Source organism: Hyphomonas sp. CY54-11-8 (assembly GCF_000682735.1).
Classification (GTDB): Bacteria; Pseudomonadota; Alphaproteobacteria; order Caulobacterales; family Hyphomonadaceae; genus Hyphomonas.
Map to the genome: position 1 here is coordinate 162,859 of NZ_AWFD01000035.1, position 22,321 is coordinate 185,179.

Below are 22,321 nucleotides of genomic sequence, written 5' to 3' on the forward strand. Positions count from 1 at the left end.
GAGAGGCTAGCGACTTCAGGCCCTGTCCATCAAGCTACCAGAACCAATAGGTTATGAATTCCACATCACGCTCCGATACCGGATCCGACGAAATGACGTCAGACTTGCATGAAATGGCGGTGGAGTTGGTGAGTGCCGGGAAGCGCGCCGGGCTCCCCTATATGGCCGCAGCTGCGGATGTGAGCGACCCGTCTCCCATATCCGACTCCGATGGTCGGCCATATGCGGAAACGCTTTTCAAGTGGTTCGATCCAGATCTGGATTACTGGAATGACAGGACGTTTGCCCTGCGATCCGGATTCATCCACGCATCCCGGATTTGTTCTGAGCCGATGTATTTTGATGGCAAATCCCTGAACAGCTGGCGCCCCAATCGGGCGCTGGAAGTGTTCAACAATAACGCTGAATACGAATTCTTTGGCGTTACCAATGCGATTGTCTGCCCTTGTTACATGCCCTTTGGCGTCATTGGGGCCATTACCTGGGTAACGAACGAGGATATTTCGGGCATCAAGAGCATATTCATGGAGCACGCGCCCAGCCTTCACCTGAAGACACTCAAATTTCTGTCAGCTTACCGGGAGATCGTTTCGCACAACAGGCTGACGGAAGTCGTGGACCTGACCCGCCGCGAGGTGCAGTGCCTGAAGTGGGCGGCGCTTGGCAAAACGGATAATGAAATCAGCAAGATTGTGGGCGTGTCTGTCCCGACTGTGCGTTTCCATCTCACCAATGCAGGTCGAAAGCTCGGCGTGTCCGGACGGGCCCAAGCCGTCCGTATAGCGACTAATATGGGATATATCGGCCGCGGCGCCCAATAATAGCTTGTGGCTTACAAGGCGTGGTTGTCGAGTTCGCCGATGTCCAGAACTGGGGCGGCTTCGATATTTTGCGCATCCAGCAAGCTGGTCACTTGCTCAAGAGAAGCGATGAGCATGGCCTGTTGCCAGTCTGGCAAGGCGTCGAACCGCGACGAAAATGTTTCGTGTAGCGGGTCCGGCGCGTTGGCCAGCGCGGCCTTGCCGGCGTCGAGCAGGCGCAACCAGACGCGGCGTTTGTCTTCATCGCATCTGCGGCGAGAGATGAGGCCACGTGCCTCGAGCTTGTCGATCAGGCTGCTGATGGTCGCGTGTTTCAATTGGGTGGCCTCGGCGAGATAGCCCGCTGAAACTTCGGGATACTCCGTGAGTATACGCAGCACGCTCAGCTGTGACGGGTTCAATCCTGCCGTCCGGGCGAGGCGCTTTGAGGCCATCTCTGTCACGCGCTGTATCCGGCGCAGGGCAATCAGGGCGTCTTCAGATCGTTTGCTCAATATCTTGAACCTAAGCTGGCGCGAGGTCTGTCCCCAACGCGGACTTCAGAGGTTGAAGATGTGCCTCATAAGGGCGCCATTGTTCAAGCCCGCCTTTGTTAATCGGGCGCCTGACCTGTTCGGAACTCGCCGTCCGGACCGCTCTTTCCGTCTGGTGGAAGTTCACGCAGCGCTCATCGAAAGGCAGGCCGCAATAATCCAGCAAGCGGCGGACTTGTCCTTCGAGGTCATCCAGGACGTCTTCATGCTGTACGCGCAGGATGCGCCCCGGCGGAAGCACAGCGTCCCAGTGGTCCATAAGGTCGACATAGGCCCGGTAATATTCACCGATATCTTCCAGGCTGTAGGTGAATTCCTGCCCTTCGGCGAAGAGTTGCTTGAAGCCGGACCAGCAGCAGTCCATCGGATTGCGCCGCGCATCAATGATCTTCGCGTTGGGCAGGATCAGGTGGATCAGCCCGATATGCCTGAAATTGTTCGGCATCTTGTCGGTGAAGTAAGCGGCGTCTTGTCGGTGGATCCGGGTGTTTTCGATGTATTCCTCACCCAGGGCGCTCAGCTCCTCGGCGGTCATGTCATGGAGGATACGGGGGTAACGGTCCCGGTCGGTTATCTGGCTGCGGCCGCGCAGACGGTGGGCCAGAGAGAGAATGTTGGGCAATTCCAGCGTGCCGTCGACTTCCGGGTGAGACGCGAGGATCTGTTCGATCAGTGTCGAACCCGCGCGGGGCAGGCCGACAATGAAGATCGGATCCGGGGCGGGGCAGCCCTTTCCGCCCTGGTTTTCGAACAAGGCGGCCGAGCAGTGCGTTTTCTGCGCATTGAGCTCGGCCTGCATCTGTTCGGTCGTGTAGCGGATCGTCTGGTGTTTCAGTGCATTGCCGCTGGCATAAGCGGCAAAAGCGGCATCATAGTTCTTCTGATCCTCCCGCGCCTTGCCGAGGGCAAAGGCGATGTGGATACGCGACATGTGATCAAGGTCAGGCGAAGCGGCCTGCGCTTCCATGGCGGAGAGCTGGTCGTTGGTGAAATGATAGGTCTTCAGGTTGGCGAGCCCGTACCACGCATCACCGTGGCCGGGGGCGACTTCGGTTGCGCGCCGATAAGATGCGATGGCGTCGTCCGTGCGTCCATAGGTCTTCAGGGCATGACCGCGCGACACAAGCGTCGCGGGATCATCCGGCAGGACCTTCAAGACACGGTCGAAATACGCCAGCGCTGTTTCATAGTCCCCAGCCTGCATGCTCTCGATGGCGTAGTGGGATTGAAAGACCGGATTGTCCGGATCGCGGGACATCAGGAAATTGGCCTGTTCCAGCGCAGCAGCGAATTTCTGCCGTTTGCGCAATACCTGGATGTAATCAAGTCGGAGCTGAATGTTTTCCGGATCCAGCTCGACCGCGCTCTCCAGAAGAAAATCGGCATCCTCCTGAACCCCGAGGCGTGAGCCGATGTCGGCGAGCAGGCGCATGCCTTCAACATGCGTGGGATTGCGCTGCAGGAAGGCACGCGCGATTTCCTCTGCCCGGAAGATACGGCCTTCATGGATGTGGTCGGTCACCGCCAGCAGTTCGCGTGGCAGGGACTGAAGCCGTTGTGCCTGGGCGAGCGCATTGTTGGCTGCGCCGGAATTGCCAGCCGCAGCGTGCAGTTCCGCCATGGCCTTCCAGCTGGCAATGAGGGACGGGTTGTAACGTGTGGCGCGCTCGAACGCTGTCAGCGCGCCGGCATTGTCCCCCAGTTTGCGCCGGAGATGACCTTCTTCCTGCCAGGCGCGGCCGTAATCCGGTGCAGCTGTTTTCAGTTCGGCGAGGCGGGCGAAGGCGTCGTCATGCCGGTTTTCATAACGTGCGCAGACCGCAGCCATATAGAGGGCGTCCCGGTGCTGTGGCTGCTGCGCCAGAACATCTGCGGCAATCTTCGATGCGGTCCGGAAGTCGCCGGACCGGATCGATATTTGCGCCTGCTGCAGGGCAGCATCTGGTGTGGCCACTTCTGTCATCGCGTCTGGGTATTCCTCAATAAGAAAACAGCGCCCTGAACCTGTCAGGGCGCTGCTTCAGGTTCAAGTCTCGGGCTGTCCTAGTAGTCGTAGGAGAACCGGAAGCCGATCGTCCGCGGCCGCATCGGTGTAATGCGCTCGCGGTCGTAGACGAAGCTGCCACTGAGAGCCGCATATTCGTTCGTCAGATTGGACGCGAACAATTCGGCGGTCCAGTTGTCACCTGTGACGCCAGCTGTCGCGCCGAGCGTGGTGTAACCGTCAAGTTTCATCTTGTTGATCTCGATCACGTCAGTGAAGGAGTCATCCGAGATCACGACTTGCGGCATAACGTGCGCGCGCAGGTTCTGACCCGCGATCTGCTGTTCCAGATCCCACTCATAACGGACACGAAGGTTGCCCTGGTAGGACGGCGCGAAGGCCAGGTCGGATCCTTTGACCACATCATTGGTCGGAACCAGAACTTCCGTGATTTCCGTATCCAGGAAAGAGAAGGCACCTGCAACGGTCAGGCCGTCAATGGATGCCGGGGCCCAGGTGAAGTCACCTTCAATGCCCTGGATCTCGGCGTTCGCCGCGTTGTCGGAGAAGAACAGGTTCACGATCGACGGATCGAAGATCGTGGTCTGCAGGCCGTCGACTTCGACAAAGAATGCCGACCCATTGAAGCGCAGCGAGTTGTCGAAGAGCTCTGTTTTCCAGCCGATTTCATAGTTCTTCACTTCATCGGTATCGACGGCGTAAGGCACGACGTATCCGCCGGGCCCTGCAGTGCCGCCCGGACGGTTCAGCAGACCAGCCCGGAAGCCTTCCGAATAGGTGGCGTAGAACAGCAGGTCTGCGGTCGGGGTCCATTCACCCGTAACCTTGTAGATGAAGCCATCCGTTGCCGCCTTGTCGGGCGCACCTGTCGGGCCATTCGGGCCGTAGATGTAGGAAATGTTGGTACCGAAGACCTGTTGGTCGCTCTCGGTGTAGAGGTTGTAGAAGGACGAGTTGGCGCTGCCTTCCAGATCGACTTCCACATCATAGTAGCGGGCACCGAGGGTCAGCGAGAACTGGTCGGTGATATCGAAGCTGGATTCCCCGAAGATACCGAACTGTTTGTCAGTCCGCCTTACGTCGTTGCGAAAGATCACGCCTTCCGGGAATGGGCCCGGCTGGCTGTAGTAGCCAGGTGCGGCGCTACCGATGGCGCCGGTGACGTCCGTGTTGGTCAGTGGATAGTTCGGGGCAAAGCCGATCGTACCATCCGTGTAGGCAACCTGGGTCGACCCCGGGTAGACAAAGTCGTTGCGCTCAGCCAGTTCAAGGTCGCTGAAGAAACCGCCGAACGTGGCGCGCCAGCGATACTGTTCCGGCGTGTTGAAGCGAAGTTCGTGGGTCTGTACCTTGGTTTCGCTGTGCGACGTCACATAAAGGTCTGGAGCGTAGCAGGTGCCCGTCGGGGCGCCGGCCGGATAGGTGACCGAGTAGTCGCAGATATAGTAGGGCAGGTACTGGCCGACGAAGAGGTAGTCGGAATAATCGACGATCTGATCCGTCGTACGTTCCGTATACGCACCGGTGTAGAGAGCTTCCAGCGCACCAAGGCGGCCGTTCACCGTCCAGGCGGTATTGTGGAACTTGTCCTCGGTGCTTTCCGGGGTGAAGCGGACGATATCGTAATCGTCCAGTTCCGGATCGGCTGAGAACACGCCTTCTGCATCGATCTGCTGCTGCGAATGCTGGAGCAGGATGTCCCAGTCTTCGTTGATCTCGTAGAGGCCGCTCAGGCGGAAGCCCTGATAAGTCACGTCGTTGATGTCGTTTTCAGCAATCGTGCCATTGTTGGCAGGGATGAAGGTCACGCCGGACAGGTCAGCACCGGCCTGGAAGCCTTCACGCTGCGCGCTCACCGGAACACCGTTTGCCCTGACCGTGCCAGCCGGACGGAAGCGGCCGGATTCTTCTGCCGTCAGGACGCCACCGACATTGTCGATGTAGCCGCCTTGCGTATCGGAGTAAACGACGCCGCGAATCGCCAGCTTGTCATTGACCGGGAGGTTGATCATCGCTTCAACGCTGTTGCTCATCTCACCGCCGTCGGTGAAAGAGGTCGACGCGTTGAAGCCGGCATCGAAGCCGTTCAGCGACGGCTTGTTGGTGATCATGCGAACGGTACCAGCCTGCGAGCTTGCGCCAAAGAGCGTGCCCTGCGGACCGGAAAGAACTTCCACGCGCTCAATGTCGGCAGCGTAGACGTCCAGGTTGCGGCCCGGCTGAGCCAGCGGCTGTTCGTCGAGATAGAAGCTGACATTCGGTGCAAGACCCGCGACACCGGCAACTGTCAGGTTCGGCGTCGTCGAGGCGAGGCCGCGGATGTAGATCGTGTTCTGGCCGGGGCCAGCGCCGCCTGCGGTCACGCCCGGCAGCTGGATCAGATAGTCGTTGAAGCTTTTCACGCCGAGCGCTTCCAGCTCCTGCTGGCCAAGAGCAGTCACGGCGACAGGAATGCTTTGGGCGCTTTCTGCGCGCTTGGTGGCGGTCACGGTGACAGCCTGAAGGCGCTTCACTTTCGCAGCCGGCTGTGCCGGTGCGGTTTCCTGTGCTTGCGCATGCGATACGACGAGGCCGGCGATCGCCATCAGCGACGCGCCGTACTTTAACTTCTTCATATTCTTCCCCTTGGGTCAGCTCCAGCCGTCGCACGCACAACGAACGGGCGCGCGGCATGAGAATCGTGGCTGCTCGATGCGTCTGGGCTACTTGTTTATTTCGATAATCTAAAGGGCTGCGGCTGCTTTATCCCGGGGATTGGCTGAAAACTGTTACATAGAGTCCACATTACGCCTCCAATGGCGGGCGAAACCTGCAGTGCAATCATTTGACTATCGACGTAATTACGGCAATAGCCGCATATGGCTCAAGATTTCGACCCAAGCGCATCCGGCGCTGAAGCGCCCGAGGCAGAACTCCCCGAAGACGAAATCCTCTTTGTTTACGAGACTGACTATGAAGTCGGTCAGGACAATGTCGAAATCGCCGGATTGGACGTCCACAATCCGGTGTTCTTCCTGAGCGCCGGTTTGATCGTCCTTTTTGCGGCGATGAGCCTGATTTTTCCCGCCGCGGCGACCCACTATCTCACAGCAGCGAAAACCTGGACGCTCCAGCGCGCGGATTGGCTTTTTGCTATCACGCCGGTGATTGTGTTCGCCTTTGCGCTCTACCTTACCTTCAGCCCACTGGGCCGGATCCGGCTTGGGGGCGCCGCTGCCGAGCCTGAATTCAGGACGCATTCCTGGGTGGCGATGTTGTTTGCGGCAGGTGTTGGGGTAGGCTTCATGTTTTATGGTGCCGCCGAACCCCTGGCCTATTACACGGACTGGTATGGCACGCCGTTGAACGTCCCTCCGGAAACACCGGCGGCCGAGCGGCTCGCGTTCAGCGCAACCATCTTCCACTGGGGCCTCGCGCCGTGGGCCATTTACGCGATCGTCGGTCTGGCGCTCGGATTTTTTGCCCACAACAAAGGGCTGCCGCTCAGCATCCGGTCGGCCTGCTACCATGTGTTCGGCGAGCGCGTCTGGGGATGGCCGGGCCATATCATTGATATGTTTGCCGTGGTTTCGACTGTGTTCGGTCTCGCCACAACGATTGGAATCGGGGCGACCCAGGCGACCAGCGGTCTCGCTTACCTGTTCGGGTTTGAACCGAACCGCTACGTGCAGATTGGCTTGATTGCCTTCATGACGGGGCTCGCAGTCATTTCGGTCCTGCGCGGGATGGACGGCGGGGTGAAGTTCCTCAGCAACGTCAATATGAGCATTGCGTTCGGCCTTCTGATCTTCGTGGTCATCGCCGGGCCGACAATTCTCATCTTCGCCGGCTTCGGCGAGAATTTGTTGGCTTACATCACTGATACGCCAGCTCTTACAAACTGGGTGGATCGCCCGGATATCGTCTGGTTCCACGACTGGACCATATTCTATTGGGCCTGGTGGATATCCTGGTCACCCTTCGTCGGCATGTTCATTGCGCGGATTTCCAAAGGCCGAACTGTGCGGGAATATTTCGCCGTTGTCCTGCTGGCCCCGTTTACGATCTGCGTGATCTGGTTCACGGCGTTCGGTGAGACGGCGCTGATGCTCAATCAATCCGGCGCAGGTGAACTCGCCGATGGCATGAGCAGTGCGTCGCTTGTTCTGTTTCAGATGCTGGAAGATCTTCCGTTTGCGGAGATCACGTCCGTCGTCGCAATTTTCCTGCTTGTCGTCTTCATCGTGACATCGGCGGATTCCGGTGCCCTTGTCGTTGATACGATCACCAGCGGCGGCAAGACCGATGCGCCGGTTGCGCAGCGCGTCTTCTGGGCGTGCATGCTCGGCCTGACCGCCTCTGCCCTTTTGTATGGCGGCGGAACAGATGTGCTTCAGTCCCTTCAGGCGGGCACCATCACCGCGGCGTTGCCCTTCACGTTTATTCTGCTGGCCTGCTGTTTCAGTTTGTATCTCGGCCTGCGAGACGAATTGCGGGCCATGAAGGCATTCGAAGCTGAAAACTCCGAAGAGGCCTGACGAGACCCCTGGTTGCCGATGAGCCCGCAAGCGCGCAGATCATGCTACCTTGATTAATGTTGCCATGCTGGAAAAAAAATCTATGTTTCTACTTGTGGGAGTCAAGTAGAGGATCAGTAGATGGCGACCAGTTCGCCTGGCCGATTCCAGGAATTGTTGCTGGAAGGAATGTGTGACAGCCAGAGCTTGCCAGAGGCTTTAGCGTGGCTGACGGAGTATTGCGGCGCCGGGACAGCGCAGCTGATTGCCGTGAGCGATTCAAACCTGATCCTCGACTCGGCCATCTTCGGGTCAGTCGATTTCGAGCTTTTCAAAAAGGAAGCCGAATACCTCACCGAAAATCCTCGGAAAAAGGTTTTCGACACCATGCCGACCGGGCGAATCTTTCACGATGCGGATCTGGTGGACGCCGAAACGGTTCGGACGCATCCTGTATATCAGGAGTTCCTAATCCCGGCTCGAATTGGCCAGTTTTCCGGAGCGATCCTCTCGAGAGGTGATGAGCATATCGTCGGACTTGCGATTGCGCGCCCATACGAGGAAGGACCATTCGAAAAAGACGTCCTCGAAAAGTTTGCCAATATTGTCCAGAGCGCCTTGCCGGTCGTGCAGCTGGCGGAACAAGTCGTGGACACACGGGCGTCCTCCTTGTTGGATCTGTTCGGTCCGCAAGCGCACGTCGCGATCCTCGACAAAGAAGGTGTCCTGCTCCGGTATTCAGAGCAATTCGAGAAACTGCTGTCGTCAGGCCTGCTCCGCCGAGATCATTTTGGCCGCCTCGATACGTTGTCCGATGAAGTGAATTTATCGCTTGCCGCCGCCTTGAGGGGAACGAATGGCCAGGCTGGCGGGCGCTTTTCCTTCACCCGGCTGCGTCCCGAGCGAACTTTTATCTGCACAGTTACGCCCGTGCCGCCCCTGAAAAACTTTGGCGGAAGGTCAGGCCACGCCATTCTCGTGCTGGACCCGCTGCTCGAGCCCAAGAGGCTGGACCGGTATCTGCTTCGACAGGCTTTCGTTCTCACTGACGCCGAGTGCGATGTATGTGAACGCCTTTATGCGGGTGATACCCTTGCGGAGATTGCCGAAGGGAGAGAGGTTGCAATCAGCACGATCAAGTCCCTTCTTAAGTCGATACTCATGAAAACCGGCACACGGCGTCAGGCAGAAATCGTCATCAGACTGTCTCGGTTCGCATTCGATTACCATGACTGAGCGTGGCGCAACCGCCGCACCATTCATCCTCTGAAAGAAAATCTTGTCTGCCGGAGCGCGCATCCCCCAAATGAGGGATGACACCTCCACGACATTAACGCTTTGTTACCCGCATAGGCGAGGGAAACAATCCTGACTGGCCGGGGACATGAGCCGCCAGGATTTGGGTCTCTCAAACAAGAGGTCTGGGTTGGGGATGTCATGGAAAGGAGGTGTGCTGATGGACGTTTCCGTGTGGAAGGCGATCCTCAGTCGGGTGGTTGCACTACTTTGCGCACTTCCGCTCCTTTCCATGGCGGCGCACGCAAGTCTGCCGGCAGACCGGATCGGGGATGAAGTGGGACTCCAGATAGATGACTTTATCGGTACAGTGCGGATCGTACGCAGCGATCAGAGTGCGATCAGCGTTGTATCCATTACAGAAGGTGCATCAGACTTTGGCCGGGTGATCATGGACGAAAGTGTGACAACTGGCCTGCGAATTCGCGGCATGCCTGCGCCTATCGCCATGAACTGCGTCCGGACGAATGGCAATCTGTTGATTTCATTCCAAGACGGTGCCACGCACCCGATTACGGATTTTCCTTCCATCGTGGTTTCGGTTCCTGAAACGGCGGATGTCAAGCTGGTACTACGTGCGGGGGATGCCGAAGTTTCCGAAACGGAAAATCTGGAAATCCTTGCCGGCGGTTGCTCCAACGTCGTCGCGAAAAGTGTGAAAGACACGCTCCGCCTGACGACCATGGGTGCCGCGCGGTTCAGTGTCGAACATGCGCGGCGGGCGGACATAGATGCGAGCAATGGCGGCCTGATCAGGGTTACCAATGTCGGTCGCCTGCTGAGTGCATGCCTGGGACGAACGTCGAAACTGACCTCGGAGAAGGTGGCAGGTGCTGCGCAAGTGTTCATGTCCGGAACCAGCCGGGCGACCCTGGCAGATGTCGACTTGTCCGAATTGACCGCTGAACTAGACGGCGCGTCCCAGCTGGATGTGAACGGCGTTGCCTCAACGTCACGGATCGCGATCGGGGCTGCGGCGAGGGCGTATGTAAATGACGGGGTCACGCTTGGAGAGATCAACCTGACACGTGCCGGGCGGCTCATCGTTGATGGAGAACGTTGGAAAGGACCGGTAAATGACTAGGTCGACAATAGGTAATTCGCTCATGAAAATCCGTAGGCAGAGTTTGTTCCTTCCGGCGCTGATGCTGGTGGCCATATGGATGAACGCACCGTCCGCGTCCGCGCAGGAGTTGGTGTATACGCCGGTGAACCCCTCTTTCGGCGGCAATCCCTTCAATTCGGCCCATCTGTTGGGCGTAGCCAACGCACAGGATGACACCGAGCCGCCACAGAGCGCGTCGTCCAGCGATCCTCAGGCCGACCTGTTTATCCGCCAGCTGCAGAGCCGGTTGTTGTCCGGTCTCGCTTCGGAAGTCGCGAATGCCATTTTCGGAGATAATCCACAGGACTACGGGCGGGTCGTGTTCGGCGACCAGACGGTGGAATTTCAGCGGGGGCTGGATTCCATCACATTGACCATTTTCGACGCCACAACCGGTACGACTACCGAGATTGTCGTTCCGATTTTCACCACCGGCGGCTGATCGTAAATGTGCGGGGAGTAGATTGTCGATGCGTAGTTTCAAGGCGGTCACGGCGCCTGTGTTTGCACTGGCCATGGTGCTGGCGTCCTGTGGCACACCACCGAAGGTGAAGACGAAAATGGCCGAGCCGGTGGTCAATCCGAGGACGCAAACCGAATATGCTTTGCTCTGGCTGCCGAAGCCATCGGAGCAGATTCCGGTGGCCGTCTATGGCGTGAGCGACGAAACGGGCGCATTCAAGCCAAGCGATACTGTGCAGACGCTCTCACGGGCGGTGACGCAGGGTGCGACCCCCATCCTTATCAAGGCTTTACAGGATGCCGGCGACCAGAGCTGGTTCAAGGTCGTCGAACGGGAAAAGCTGGATAACCTTTTGAAGGAGCGCCAGATCATACTCGAAATGCGCCAGCGGTATCTCGGTGAATCTGCGAAAGACTCCATGGCGTTGCCAGCGCTTTTGTTCGCGGGCACCCTGATCGAGGGCGCGATCACGGGATATGACACAAATACCCAGACGGGTGGAGCAGGGGCGCGATACCTCGGCATCGGAATGGATACACAGTACCGGGAGGATGCCGTCTCGGTTTACCTGCGCGCGGTGAGCGTGAAGACGGGTGAAGTGCTCATCTCGGTCTCAACCGAGCAGCGGGTCGCCTCCGTCGCTTGGCATGCCAACGCCTTCAAATACGTCGCCTACCGCGAATTGCTCGAAGCTGAGGCGGGGATCACGCTAAACCAGCCCCGACATCTGGCGGTTCGGCAGGCGTTGGAGAAGGCGGTCTACGGGATGATCATCGAGGGCGTGAAATCGGGCCTGTGGAGCTTCGAAGATCCGGAGCAGGGGCAAGCTGCGCTGGACTTCTATGATGCAAACTATCGCACGGAATTTCCCAAAGGTGCGCTGAAGAGCGTTCCGAAGGAATTGCTGCAAGGAGAGCCGGATTGGCAGGGTAAGTGACGTTTCGTTCAGGCCGGATCACGGGGGCGACCACCCTGTAAGTGATCTTGCCCGAACCATAAAGGATGAACCGGCGCGATGCGCCAGGGTGGGGAGAGGCCGACTTCAAGTTGGCGCTCGGACCGGTCTCTCCCCGGGGGGCAGCCAATCGGCTGCTCCCGATTGAATACTGCCGGTTGGGCTGGCGGGCAACTCGGGAGGTGCGTGGATGTTACCACGTGGAAGACAATCCAAGTCCGGCCAACAGAGGCCATCCGGCGGATTTCGGCCTGCGGTCATACTGACCGGTTGCGCTATTGTTTGCGGAGGCGCTTTGCCAGCATCGGCGGAGCAGGGGCAGAAACAGTCCTTCGCCAACATCGAACAAATCTCCGATGTCCTTGCCCGGACCCGCCTCGCCCAGACACGGCTTGCGCAATCCGGCGCAGGCAATCAGGTGAAGATCGTTCAGGACGGCCGGGACCTGGTTGTTGATGCCTATGTGCAAGGTCAGATGAACCGGGCCAGTGACAGGGCCAACACCATCACCCAGACCGGAGATGGAGCTGTTGCTGAGGTGAGTCTCATTGGAGACGAGAACACATTCTCCATATCCCAAAGTGCGGCCGACGGACCTGGGCAAAACAAGGCGTATGTCACGGTCAAAGGCGATTTCAACGATTCAACTATTCGGCAGACGAACGATTTCGGTCCGACCTTCGGCAACACCTCAATGCTCGTCCAGACGGGGAACGGCAATTCCGGCACGATCGCGCAGACAGTCGCGCCAGGTACGCTTGCTGCCGCCGAAAATTTTGCCGGCATCACCCAAACGGGTGACGACAACTCCGCCCTCATTGAACAAACTGGTGCAGATAATAGCGCCACCATTGAGCAGGACGGGCACGATAATAGGGGCGCGATTCTCCAGGATGGAGAGGGGCTTTCCGCGATATTGGTTCAGACCGGTACCGCGCTTGAGTATACGATTAACCAGACGGGGTGCGTCATATCATCAGGCTGCGGAGCAGTCAGTGTGACGCAAAGCGGACCATGACGCATCGTGTCTGGGGGAGACATGCCTTAGGCTGTATCACGGCGGGGCGTGGCAGAAGCCATGTGGGGGGACAGGATGTATCTTCCAGATTGGCCTTAAAGACGCCGGTTCGAGAACGAACTGGCAGGCAGATTGTGCAATGACAAGGAGATACCTCATGCGCAAGAAACTACTCGCAACTGTCGCAATCGCGGCAGTCTGTTTCGGAGGTCCTGCGTTAGCCGAAGAGGCGATCGTCAATCAGAGCGGTGCTGGCAACACAGCAGACGTCGACCAGACGCTGGATGCCGACCTGGTAACGACCGGGCTGGTAAGCAATGAAAACGTCGCGACGGTGGACCAGACGGGGGACCTGAATGACGCGACGGTTCGTCAGGGGCATACGCCTCCTGGAATTGATGATTTTGCCATCGCTGTAAACGAAGCCGATATCGATCAGGTGAGCGAGGTGGGCTCGGCTGTCGGGAACGTGGCGGATGTGACCCAGTTCTCTGACATCAGTGCCGGCGCTGCGCCGAATCTGACGGATGTAGATCAGTATACCGCGGGCGTCGTTTCCCAGACAGCGATCGTAACGCAAGTGGGGGGACAAGGTAACTCCGCCACTGTGGCGCAGGGGCAGGACTTTGATGCGGACGAAGGAGGGGAAGTCGCTTCCGTCGCGCAGACAGGCTCTGACAACTTGGCCACGGTAACACAGGGCGGCACGGTCGATTATGCGACCGTCACCCAGGCTGGTCTATCCAACAACGCCGACGTAGATCAGGAAGGTGAAGGTGGAGTTGCATCGATCGAGCAGACAGGGAACGACAATAGCTCTGTTCTGAGCCAGGACGGTATCGGCGCTTATGCCGACAACGTTCAGACAGGTAATGACAACTCGTCGCTCATCACCCAGGTCGACGATTCGCCGAACGGCTCCATCGGTATCGACAACGCCTACAATGCTGATCCGGAATCGACCGTCCTGCAATATGGCGATGACAACGCTTCACAGGTGGTTCAGTCGAACCTCGGCGGAGGCTTCAACCAAGTGGCTAACGTCACCCAGAACGGCAATGCCAACATATCAGACGTTGCGCAGACGGGTACCGGCCCCAATTTCACCGGCACGCTTCGTACAATCGTGAATCAAACCGGTGGTTCCGACTCGAGTGTGGCCCAGACCGCTACCGGTGGTGACGCCAAGAACGTCTTCGCGACGGTCAACCAGTCTGGTGCGTCCATTTCCGAAGTTACCCAGACAGCTGACGGATTGCGGGCAGCTGGTATCTCCGCGAATGTTACCCAGGATGGTGGTTCGACTTCCTACGTGACCCAGACCGTCGACAACCCATCGACCACCTGGGGAGGCTCTGTCATTTCGGGCGATGTGTCCGCCGTGGTCAATCAGAACGGTGGCTCCACTGCGAACGTGACCCAGGCCATCTACGGCAACGGGTCGACCGGTATTTCAGCAGATGTCACACAGGACAACGGCGCAATCGCCAATGTCACGCAGACAATGAACGGGGACGGTGAAAGCAATATGGCGGCCATCGTGAATCAGGATGGTGCCAGCACGACCAATGTGACGCAGACCTTCAATGAAGATAACACGAAGGACTTCATGGCGACGGTCAATCAGTTCGGAGACGGAAACCTGGTCAATGTCAATCAGTATGACAATGTGCCTGAAGCCGGCATCCAGGCTGATTTCAGTGTGACGGCGGATGTCTACCAGGATGGTGGCGGAAACTCTGCGGACGTGACCCAGGAAGGCCGAGTCTGGCAGGACAACACGTTGAACGCTTATGTTACGCAGGTCGGTGATGACAACCAGGCTGAGGTAACCCAGACTGGCAAGTCCAATACCGGTACGATCGATCAGATTGGCGGAGCTTCGTTCAACATGGCGAGCATTGACCAGTCGGGTTATGGTAACGGCGCTCAGATCACGCAAACCGGCTACTATAACACGGCCGATGTGCTGCAGCGGTCGGGGCGCGATAGCGCAACGATCACGCAGAGCGGAAACGGAAACGATGCCGACATCCAGCAGACCGGATCGAGTGCAAACTTCAGCCGGGACCGGGTTGCTGAAATCACTCAGTCGGGTGACGATAATGACGCCTTGATCCAGCAGACGGTAAACGAACTGTCTCAAGCGACCATTGTGCAGTCGACGGATGGCAACGACGCAACCATCATTCAGGCAGGTGCAAGCAACACCGCAGGCATCTATCAGACGGTTGCCGGCGGTGGTATAGCATCGATCACGCAGAACGGTGCTGGCAATATGGCCACGATCAACCAGTAGTACGGATCGCCCCGGGCCGGTTTCCGGTCCGGGGCCTCCATTTCTCCAGGGTGCATCGGAAGCGCAAATGAGAAGAGGAACGGGTAACGCGAAAACAGGGCGATTGGCTTTCCAGGCTGCGTCGCTATCCGTTGCTTTTTGCCTGGCGGGCTGCAGTACTGAGATCAGTCCTCAGGAATTGCTTGGCATGGTTCCCCTCAACCAACAGCCTGAAGAACCTCCGCCTCCGGTACCGGCAGCCGTCCGGCAGGAACCGGAAAAGAACAGCGACAGAATCCAGGCGGTTCAGGTCGATCAGCGTCCGGACGTCAAACAAACTGAATCACGTATCAGCCAGATACCTTCCGCTCCGGATACAGACGCCATTCTCCAGTCCGCAATTGTTGTGGATGACCCGTGTCTTGGCGATCTGGAGAACAGCGAGCAATGCCGCTCGAACCTCAAACCCAACTCCACCGGTGCCGATGCAGCAGGGGACAGCAGTATGACCCTGACAGTCGTGGCGCCGGATACAGGGCTGAAAGGCACCTTCGATGCGAGCCGGGCAGTGGATGAAATTGGCCGTGGCAGGATCGTGTCGCAAGGGGCACAGTCCGCTGGCAGTGATTTTCTTTCAGGCGCAGCGACACCGCAAATTGAACCTCCCCTACCAGGCCTTCCAATATCCGACCTTCCGCCTGGTTCTGTGATCATCCAGCCGCAATGAAGAACAATGCTTTGTTGGTCTGCGGCTGTGCCCGCGCACATTCACCACCAATTTTCTCCACATTTGACCATTATGCGCTCAACTCGCGGTCAGACGAATTTTCGTGTGAAGATCGCGTGACAAGCGCGTTAACATTTCTTACGTTACGTCATTGGGGAATATGGGTTGATGACGGGAATAGCTGCAAGATCTGAATCTGAGCCGGACCCAACGCCCGAAACGGTGCGTGTGATCGGTCGCGTCAAATGGTTCGACAGCGTCAAGGGCTACGGCTTCATCGTGGCGGAATCGACCTCGGATGCGAGTCTGACGGGCGATGTGATGATTCATATCACTTGCCTGCGCTCCTATGGCGAAACCTATGCCGATGAAGGCGCCCGTATTGTCTGCAATGCAATGCGGACAGAGCGCGGTTGGCAAACCGCCAGCATCATCGAGATGGAGCGCCCCAAGGCCGTTGTGGCCCGGGAGTTGGGCGTTCAGCCGGACTATGAACCGGTGATACTGAAATGGTTCAATCGTGGCCGCGGCTACGGTTTTGTACAGCGAGAAGGTAAGGATGTGGACATCTTTGTTCACGCCGTTGTCCTGCGGAAAGCCGGGTATGAAGAGATCGAACCCGGCACACCGCTTGAAGCCATTATCGAAGACGGCGCCAAGGGCGAGCACGTCACCAGCCTGAAGCCGCGCGAATAGCATTTTCCAACCGCCACGAATGCTTGCCGCTGGTCAGGCGGGCGGCTAAACCAAGGCGCATGAAACGCTTTCTCGTCAGCGGCATGGCCGCCATCGCCCTCGTCCTTTCTGCGCCGGCTGCGTTGGCCGAGCTGGAAGCCAGCCCGCTTACCATCGAATCCGCGAACGGCGCCCACACCTTCACCGTGGAAATCGCTGATGAACCGGAGGAAATCACCACCGGCCTCATGAACCGCAAAAGCATGGACGCCGATGCCGGCATGCTGTTCGATTTCGGCCAGCCGCGCGAAGCGGCCATGTGGATGAAGAACACGCTGATCCCGCTAGATATGCTGTTCATGGACCCGAACGGGAAAATCATCGCGATCGCACGCGAAACGGTGCCGGGCTCGCTGCGGACGATCTCGCCGGGCGTGCCGGTGAAGTCGGTGCTGGAGCTGAACGGCGGTCGCGCGGCCGAGCTGGGCATCGAGCCGGGCGATGAAGTAGTTCACCCAATTTTCGGCAATACGGACGAATGAGCGACGGCAACGCGCTCAGACCGCCGCCGCCTGGCTTTGCCACGCGTCCCACGCGCGGCAAGTTCTCCATCCATAACGGACCGTCCTATCTGGCGACCGGCGAGGGAGACCTGCGCAGCGGCATCTGGGTGCTGGACCGGCACTGTAACGGCATGGGGTTCATGCATGGCGGCATGATCTGCGCCTTCGCAGACAGTGCGCTCGCCTGGGCGGTGTGGTCAGCGACCGAGCGCATGTCCGTCACCATAAAGCTGACCATGGAATTCATGGGCATCGTGCCGGAAGGGACGTGGCTGGAAGCCCACCCGCAGGTGAAGGGCGTGGACGGTGATCTTGTTCACGTCATGGCCGACATGAAGATTGAAGATGGCACGCTCGTGGCACGGGCCGATGCGGTCTTCCGGTCCCTGCGGCGCCGGAAGACCTGATTGCCGGTCAGGCGCTGATGCCGAGCTCAGAGAGCGCGAACGCCTTGATGGATTTGTAGTCCGCCTTGCCATTCACGGCGCGGCCCAGATCATCCTTGAAGAGGATGCGCTTGGGTGCCTTGTAGTGGGCGAGCTTGGTTTTCACGAATTCCCGCAGAGACGCTTCGTCAGCCTGTCCATCCAGTGCGACCACCGCGGTGATGGCCTGGCCCCATTTGTCATCAGGCACGCCGACCACGAGCGCATCCTTCACGGCGTCATGCGCCTTCAGTGCTTCCTCGACCTCTTCGGGATAGACTTTCTCACCGGCCGTGTTGATGCAGTTGGAACCGCGACCGAGCAGCGTGATCGTGCCATCCGTCTCCACAGTGCACCAGTCACCAGGCACCGAGTAACGCTCTCCATTGATCATCTTGAACGTCTTTTCGGACTTCTCCGGATCCTTGTAGTAGCCGAGCGGCACAGCGCCACCGCGGGCAATGAAGCCGGCTTCGCCGCTGCCCGGCACGACTTCGCGGCCGTCTTCGGTGAACACTTTGCACTTCGAGCCGATTTCGAATTTTGACGTCTTCACTTCGCCATCCGCCGTCATCACGGAGGAGCCGAAACCAACCGCTTCAGAGGCGCCGAAACTGTCGGTCAGGGCGGCATTCGGCATGTGGCGCAGCAGGCCGCGCTTGACCTCAGTGCTCCACATCACCCCGGAGGAGATGATGCCCACGACGGAGTCGAGCTTGTGCTTGCCGGGATTGGCGTCGAGATAAGCCAGCATCGGCTTGCCGAAGGCGTCGCCCACGATAGCCATGTTGGTCACGCCCTCACGCTCGACCGTTTCGAAAAGGTTCTCCGGATCGAAATGCTTGTTTTCGGTCAGGGTCACAATGGTGCCACCGCCCATCATCGAGCCCATGGCTGTGAACAGGCCTGTACCATGCATAAGAGGGCAGGCGGGCACGTTGCGCACATGGCGGCCCAGTGCCTGCGCAGCCATCACCTGCTCGTCCATGTTTTTCGGCACGGGCAGGCCGGCAGCCTCCGCGCCCTCCATGCCTGCGCTGCGCCAGATCTGGTGGGACCACATCACACCTTTCGGCATGCCGGTCGTGCCGCCGGTGTAGAGGAACAGCAAGTCGTCGCCGGAGCGCGGAATACCCAGTGGGGAGGGATCACCCGTGGTTGCGAGTTCTTCATAAGCGACAGCGAAGTCCGCTGTCTTACCGCCGCCAACCTGCACCCAGGCGACCACGTTCGGCAGGCGCGGCTGCACTTTCTCCACCTGGTCCATGAATTCGACATCGAAGAACACGACGGTCGAGTCGGAATTGTCGAAGATGTAGAACAGCTCGTCTTCGAGATAGCGGTAATTGACGTTCACATGCGTCAGCCGGCCTTTGAAACAGGCGGCGAGGCCTTCCATGTATTCCGGCTGGTTACGCATGTAGAAGCCGGCCTTGTCGCCGACTTTCGCGCCGCGGGCCAGCAGGTTGCGGGCCAGGCGGTTCGATCGGGCCGTCATGTCAGGCCACGAAATGCGGCGCTCGCCATGGATCAGCGCCATGTCTTCCGGCCCGAGGGCGGCGCCCACTGCATCCAGAATATCGCCAAGGTTCCAGAAATTAAGCTCGGTCATGGGTTTCCTCCGTGTTCTGCCCCTCAGCAGGTCACCTTCAGGCGAAGGCGCCGCCGGTCTTATTGCCGGCTTGCCGGGGCAGATTCCTGGAAGATCGTATCAGTGCCGTTGCGGTCATCAATGGCCAAAACAAAGACGGCCCTCCGATTTCGGAGGGCCGTCCCAAGGTCATTCCGCGAGGGAATGGGCAGATTGGCTTAGAAGCCCATGCCGCCCATGCCACCCATACCGCCCATGTCAGGCATGCCGCCGCCGGCGCCTTCCTTCTTCGGAGCTTCGGCAATGGAGGCTTCCGTCGTGATCAGCAGGCCTGCCACGGAGGCAGCGTTCTGCAGAGCCGAGCGGACAACTTTCACCGGGTCGATGACGCCCATGGCGACCAGGTCGCCATACTCTTCGGTCTGGGCGTTGAAGCCGTGCGAGCGGGTCTTGTTCTGCAGGATCGTGTTCACGACCACAGAGCCTTCGACACCAGCGTTTTCGGCGATCTGACGGACCGGGGCTTCGAGCGCCTTGCGGACGATGTCGATGCCGGCCTTCTCGTCGTCATTGTCGCCAACGACGTCGATGTTCTTGGAGGCGCGGAGCAGGGCCGTACCACCACCCGGGACGATGCCTTCTTCGACAGCGGCGCGGGTTGCGTTCAGGGCGTCGTCGACGCGGTCCTTACGCTCTTTCACTTCGACTTCGGTTGCGCCGCCGACCTTGATCACGGCAACACCGCCAGCCAGCTTGGCCAGGCGTTCCTGCAGTTTCTCACGGTCATAGTCGGACGAGGTGTCGTCGATTTGCTTGCGGATCTGGGACACGCGGGCTTCGATGTCTTTCTTCTTACCGGCGCCGTCGACGATGGTCGTGTTGTCCTTGTCGATGGAAACGCGCTTGGCTTTGCCCAGCATGTCCATCGAGATGTTTTCCAGCTTGATACCGAGGTCTTCGGAAATGACCTGGCCGCCGGTGAGGACAGCGATGTCCTGCAGCATGGCCTTGCGGCGGTCGCCGAAGCCCGGAGCTTTCACGGCAGCGATCTTCAGGCCGCCACGCAGCTTGTTGACCACCAGCGTTGCCAGCGCTTCGCCATCGACGTCTTCAGCGATGATCAGGAGCGGCTTCTGCGACTGAACAACCTGCTCCAGGATCGGCAGCATCGGCTGCAGGCTGGACAGTTTTGACTCGTGCAGCAGGATGAGCGCGTCGTCGAGTTCGGCGATCATCTTGTCCGGGTTGGTGATGAAGTACGGCGACAGGTAGCCGCGGTCGAACTGCATGCCTTCGACGACGTCGAGTTCGGTTTCCAGCGACTTGGCTTCTTCAACCGTAATGACGCCTTCATTGCCGACTTTCGCCATGGCTTCAGCGATCATCGCGCCGATTTCGGTCTCGCCGTTGGCGGAGATGGTGCCGACCTGGGCGATCTCTTCGTTGGTTTTCACCTTTTTGGAGTGGTGTGCGAGGTCTTTGACGACTTCGGCAGCTGCCTTGTCGATGCCGCGCTTCAGGTCCATCGGGTTCATGCCGGCGGCGACGCGCTTCATGCCTTCGCGGACGATGGCCTGGGCCAGGACCGTAGCGGTCGTGGTGCCGTCGCCAGCGACGTCGTTGGCCTTGGAGGCGACTTCGCGCAGCATCTGTGCGCCCATATTCTCGAGCTTGTCTTCCAGCTCGATCTCTTTTGCGACGGTGACGCCGTCCTTCGTGGTGCGCGGGGCGCCGAAGGATTTCTCGATCACAACGTTACGGCCTTTCGGGCCGAGGGTGACCTTCACGGCGTTGGCCAGCGTATCGACGCCCTTGAGCATCTTTTCGCGGGCGTCAGCGCCAAAAACTACGTGTTTTGCAGCCATTTCGAGTTTCCTCTTTGAATTTGCTGTTTTTCTGGAAAGCGGTCAGGGGCGGAGATTACTTCTCCAGCACACCCATGATGTCGCTCTCCTTCATGATGAGCAGGTCTTCGCCGTCGATTTTGACTTCGGTGCCGGACCATTTGCCGAATAGGACGCGGTCGCCCTTTTTCACGTCCAGCGCGATGACTTTTCCGTCGTCACCGACAGCACCTTTACCAACTGCAACGACTTCACCTTCCTGCGGCTTTTCTTTTGCCGTGTCGGGGATGATGATGCCGCCCTTGGTCTTTTCCTCTTCCTTGACGCGGCGTACGACGACGCGATCGTGCAGGGGACGAAGTTTCATGGCTTTTGCCCTCTAGTCTTCAGATTGCGAGTTTGAATTGATCTCACGGGAGCCAGCGACCGGTAAAGGCGAATTAGCACTCACCCATACCGACTGCTAGCGGTGGCTCGGACGTAGGGCGCGGACTGGGTAGCGTCAACTGGATAATTGCAAAATTTTTTTGCCATTCCTGGCCAGCTCAGCCGGTGGCCATGCGCCGTGGAAGGGGTACCGGTTTCAACGAGAGGGTGAGGGCCGATCAGGCGTCATCAACCTGTTGCCAGAGTCTGAAGCCCTGTCGCCAAATTTGCGTCCCCGCTTTGTCGGGGTGGTAGCCATTATGTGTAATAACCATCGCACATCCCGGCAGGATACCGGGCGCAAGGCTAGGAGACGGCAGCGAATGAGCTCGTACGCACGTGATATCAAGGATTCTCTGACGTTCTTCGTCTTTGTTGCAACGACGGCGCTCTGTCTGTCGTTCACCTTCTCCGTCTTTGTTTACCAGATGGGCGTGCTGGACGATCCGCAGCGTTTCCTCGTCGCGAACCTCGTTGCGGCGGCCTGTGTGGCCATTCCGACGGCGACCATCGCCTCGCAGCATGAATTCCAGCTGAAGCGCTATCAGCGCCAGCTTGAATCGCTCGCATCGACCGATCCGCTGACCGGCCTCCTGAACCGCCGCTTCTTCCGCATTTCGGCTGAAGACGAGATGCATCGCCAGCGCCGCGCGGGCGGCATGGCCGCAATTGTCCTGTTCGACCTCGACCAGTTCAAGCAGATCAATGACCGTCATGGCCATCAGGCTGGCGACGCGATGCTGAAGCGGATTGCCGAGATCGCCTATTCCGAACTTCGCGGACCGTTCGACAAGCTGGGCCGCTGGGGCGGGGAGGAATTCGTGGTGCTGCTGTCCAACGTCAATCGCGATCAGGCCTGGCTCGTTTGTGACCGTCTACGCGAGCGGCTGGAACACGCCGAGATCGAGTATGACGGGAAGACCTTGTCGGTGACCGCCAGCTTCGGTTTCGAAATGCTGACGTCCGACGCATCGCTCGACCGCGTTCTGGAATCGGCGGACCGCGCGCTCTATGTCTCCAAAACGACGGGCCGCAACCGCGTCACCTATGCCGGACCGCGCCTCGCCGCAACGGCCTAACCGGTCCGGGCTGGATTCCCG

General features: G+C 58.8%; 19 protein-coding genes. 13 read left to right on the top strand and 6 right to left on the bottom strand.

The window, feature by feature from the left end; translation table 11 throughout:
• Positions 1 to 53: 53 nt before the first annotated feature.
• Positions 54 to 821 (top strand): helix-turn-helix transcriptional regulator, encoded by a 768-nt coding sequence (locus tag HY17_RS15735; RefSeq protein WP_051600189.1) that lies wholly within the window; start codon positions 54 to 56, stop codon positions 819 to 821.
• An 11-nt stretch (positions 822 to 832) separates the two neighbouring features.
• Here HY17_RS15735 and HY17_RS15740 read toward each other — a convergent pair whose 3' ends face one another.
• From HY17_RS15740 to HY17_RS15750, 3 genes are all read right to left on the bottom strand, one after another.
• Positions 833 to 1,315: a MarR family winged helix-turn-helix transcriptional regulator gene (locus tag HY17_RS15740; RefSeq protein WP_034768328.1), complete on the bottom strand. Its 483-nt coding sequence runs from the start codon at positions 1,313 to 1,315 to the stop codon at positions 833 to 835.
• Positions 1,316 to 1,325: 10 nt separating this feature from the next.
• On the bottom strand, positions 1,326 to 3,317 hold the full coding sequence (locus HY17_RS15745; RefSeq protein WP_034768331.1) for a tetratricopeptide repeat-containing sulfotransferase family protein: 1,992 nt from the start codon (positions 3,315 to 3,317) through the stop codon (positions 1,326 to 1,328).
• Between the two features lie 80 nt (positions 3,318 to 3,397).
• Positions 3,398 to 5,974 (bottom strand): TonB-dependent receptor, encoded by a 2,577-nt coding sequence (locus HY17_RS15750; RefSeq protein WP_034768333.1) that lies wholly within the window; start codon positions 5,972 to 5,974, stop codon positions 3,398 to 3,400.
• A 243-nt stretch (positions 5,975 to 6,217) separates the two neighbouring features.
• Between HY17_RS15750 and HY17_RS15755 the strand changes: the two genes are divergently transcribed.
• From HY17_RS15755 to HY17_RS15805, 11 genes are all read left to right on the top strand, one after another.
• Positions 6,218 to 7,876 carry a BCCT family transporter gene (locus tag HY17_RS15755; RefSeq protein ID WP_081813193.1) on the top strand — a complete coding sequence of 553 codons (1,659 nt, stop codon included), beginning with the start codon at positions 6,218 to 6,220 and terminating at the stop codon, positions 7,874 to 7,876.
• A 120-nt stretch (positions 7,877 to 7,996) separates the two neighbouring features.
• On the top strand, positions 7,997 to 9,091 hold the full coding sequence (locus HY17_RS19665; RefSeq protein WP_051600190.1) for a helix-turn-helix transcriptional regulator: 1,095 nt from the start codon (positions 7,997 to 7,999) through the stop codon (positions 9,089 to 9,091).
• 220 nt (positions 9,092 to 9,311) lie between these two features.
• A complete protein-coding gene (locus tag HY17_RS15765; RefSeq protein WP_034768335.1) occupies positions 9,312 to 10,235 on the top strand; it encodes a hypothetical protein in 924 nt (307 codons plus the stop codon).
• A gap of 22 nt (positions 10,236 to 10,257) precedes the next feature.
• On the top strand, positions 10,258 to 10,698 hold the full coding sequence (locus HY17_RS15770; protein ID WP_233348839.1) for a curli assembly protein CsgF: 441 nt from the start codon (positions 10,258 to 10,260) through the stop codon (positions 10,696 to 10,698).
• Between the two features lie 28 nt (positions 10,699 to 10,726).
• Positions 10,727 to 11,656 (top strand): CsgG/HfaB family protein, encoded by a 930-nt coding sequence (locus HY17_RS15775; RefSeq protein WP_051600191.1) that lies wholly within the window; start codon positions 10,727 to 10,729, stop codon positions 11,654 to 11,656.
• Positions 11,657 to 11,969: 313 nt separating this feature from the next.
• Positions 11,970 to 12,692: a hypothetical protein gene (locus tag HY17_RS19670; RefSeq protein ID WP_051600192.1), complete on the top strand. Its 723-nt coding sequence runs from the start codon at positions 11,970 to 11,972 to the stop codon at positions 12,690 to 12,692.
• 157 nt (positions 12,693 to 12,849) lie between these two features.
• A complete protein-coding gene (locus tag HY17_RS15785; RefSeq protein ID WP_051600193.1) occupies positions 12,850 to 14,991 on the top strand; it encodes a hypothetical protein in 2,142 nt (713 codons plus the stop codon).
• 187 nt (positions 14,992 to 15,178) lie between these two features.
• Positions 15,179 to 15,697, top strand: coding sequence for a hypothetical protein (locus HY17_RS15790; RefSeq protein ID WP_034768337.1), 519 nt, complete (start codon positions 15,179 to 15,181; stop codon positions 15,695 to 15,697).
• A gap of 168 nt (positions 15,698 to 15,865) precedes the next feature.
• Entirely contained in the window at positions 15,866 to 16,393 is a 528-nt protein-coding gene (locus HY17_RS15795) for a cold-shock protein (RefSeq protein ID WP_051600194.1), read from the top strand.
• Positions 16,394 to 16,452: 59 nt separating this feature from the next.
• Positions 16,453 to 16,914 carry a DUF192 domain-containing protein gene (locus HY17_RS15800; protein WP_034768339.1) on the top strand — a complete coding sequence of 154 codons (462 nt, stop codon included), beginning with the start codon at positions 16,453 to 16,455 and terminating at the stop codon, positions 16,912 to 16,914.
• A complete protein-coding gene (locus tag HY17_RS15805; protein ID WP_034768341.1) occupies positions 16,911 to 17,342 on the top strand; it encodes a PaaI family thioesterase in 432 nt (143 codons plus the stop codon). The genes HY17_RS15800 and HY17_RS15805 overlap by 4 nt, the downstream gene beginning before the upstream one ends.
• Positions 17,343 to 17,349: 7 nt before the next feature.
• Here the strand turns inward: HY17_RS15805 and HY17_RS15810 are convergent, their stop codons facing one another.
• From HY17_RS15810 to groES, 3 genes are all read right to left on the bottom strand, one after another.
• Positions 17,350 to 18,972 (bottom strand): acyl-CoA synthetase, encoded by a 1,623-nt coding sequence (locus tag HY17_RS15810; protein ID WP_034768343.1) that lies wholly within the window; start codon positions 18,970 to 18,972, stop codon positions 17,350 to 17,352.
• 197 nt (positions 18,973 to 19,169) lie between these two features.
• Positions 19,170 to 20,816 carry a chaperonin GroEL gene (groL, locus tag HY17_RS15815; RefSeq protein ID WP_034768345.1) on the bottom strand — a complete coding sequence of 549 codons (1,647 nt, stop codon included), beginning with the start codon at positions 20,814 to 20,816 and terminating at the stop codon, positions 19,170 to 19,172.
• 55 nt (positions 20,817 to 20,871) lie between these two features.
• On the bottom strand, positions 20,872 to 21,162 hold the full coding sequence (groES, locus tag HY17_RS15820) for a co-chaperone GroES (protein WP_034768346.1): 291 nt from the start codon (positions 21,160 to 21,162) through the stop codon (positions 20,872 to 20,874).
• Between the two features lie 382 nt (positions 21,163 to 21,544).
• On the opposite strand from groES, the gene HY17_RS15825 reads away from it, so the two are divergent.
• Positions 21,545 to 22,300 carry a GGDEF domain-containing protein gene (locus HY17_RS15825; RefSeq protein ID WP_051600195.1) on the top strand — a complete coding sequence of 252 codons (756 nt, stop codon included), beginning with the start codon at positions 21,545 to 21,547 and terminating at the stop codon, positions 22,298 to 22,300.
• Positions 22,301 to 22,321: the final 21 nt, after the last annotated feature.